We start from the raw sequence: 1,247 nt of genomic DNA on the forward strand, positions 1-1,247 counted from the left end.
GCGCGGCGACCGCGAGTGCGGCGGCCGTGGTCGCGAGGCGGGTGACGGGTCCGCGACGGCGCGGCCGCGGCGGGGCGTTCGTGGGCATGGTTCCTCCCTGGCCGGGAAACTGGACGGAGCCGCCGCCGGTCAGGACGACGTCATCCGGCTCGCCCCTGAGCGCCGGGCGGATGCCCACGGGGGCCGGCGGGGACGATCGGTAGAAAGGTTCATACCACCGGCACCCGCCTGTCAAGCCTTGACAGTCCGGCGCCGTGGGGCGATCCTCGGAACCGGTTCCACAAGCTCCGCCTGCCTGCTGCCGATCCTGCTGAACGGCGCCGTTTCGTTCCGTGGCCCGCCATTGTTCGCCCACGGTGCTGCGCCCGGTTCCCGCACGGCGATTCACTCGAATCGAACGGACGATCCGCGGTCACGAGTGGAGCTGGAGTGCCGGAGCGCCTGAACGTCTCGGTCGCCGTCCACCGGCTGGGCGGCACCGGTGTGCTGGCCGTCGCCGGGGAGCTCGACCTCGGCACGGTCCCCGCCGTCCGGATCCGTCTCGGCGAGGTCTTCGCCCGCGGCACGACGGCGGTCGTCGCGGACTTCGACGGCGTGACGTTCTGCTCGGCCGCCGGGCTGCACCTGATCGACGAACTGCACCGCCGGTCCGCGGCCTGCCCCGCGTCGTTCGGGGTGGTCGCGGGAAAGCCGGTCACCGGCCTGTTCGAGCTCCTCGAACTGCCCACGGGCATACGGGTCTACCCCACCCTGACGGCCGCGCTCGCACCGGAGCGCTGACTCTCCCGCGCGCGTACCGTAGCGGGTACAGCAGCCGGGAGAAGGGCGATCTCATGGCCGCTGAACCCGTACGCCTCGCCGCGCCCGAACGGTCGAGGTTCGTGACGGCCGACCCGGACGAGGCGCAGGAGTTCATCCGCCGGATGTACACCGCCCGTCCCGGCGAGGCCGCGGCGTTCGGCCGCACGTCCGGGCTGGCGTTGTCCCAGGTCAGCGCGCGCGGGCTGAGCTTCGTCGACTTCACGTTGCCGTCCGCGGTGACCCTGTCGCTGGAAGGCACCGACGACCTGTCGGTGAGCACGCTCGTCGCCGGCACGACCCACGCCGAGCTGGGCAAGGACGTCGAGCGCTACGGGCCGGGCGACGTGTGCCTCGGCAGCTTCCCCCGCGGCGGCTACCGCGTCGCCTGCCGCGACCTGCGCGTCCACATCGCGACGGTGCCGGCGGCCGCGCTGGCCGACGTCGCC

General features: G+C 73.3%; 2 protein-coding genes. Both read left to right on the top strand.

What is annotated here, in order from left to right; translation table 11 throughout:
* Positions 1-429: 429 nt before the first annotated feature.
* A complete protein-coding gene (locus tag G3I65_RS37095) occupies positions 430-780 on the top strand; it encodes an STAS domain-containing protein (protein ID WP_160700223.1) in 351 nt (116 codons plus the stop codon).
* Between the two features lie 53 nt (positions 781-833).
* The coding region (locus G3I65_RS37100) for a hypothetical protein (RefSeq protein ID WP_160700224.1) at positions 834-1,247 on the top strand (414 nt) is incomplete at its 3' end.

It is taken from the genome of Amycolatopsis sp. SID8362 (assembly GCF_010550475.1).
In the GTDB taxonomy this organism is placed as follows: domain Bacteria; phylum Actinomycetota; class Actinomycetes; order Mycobacteriales; family Pseudonocardiaceae; genus Amycolatopsis; species Amycolatopsis eburnea.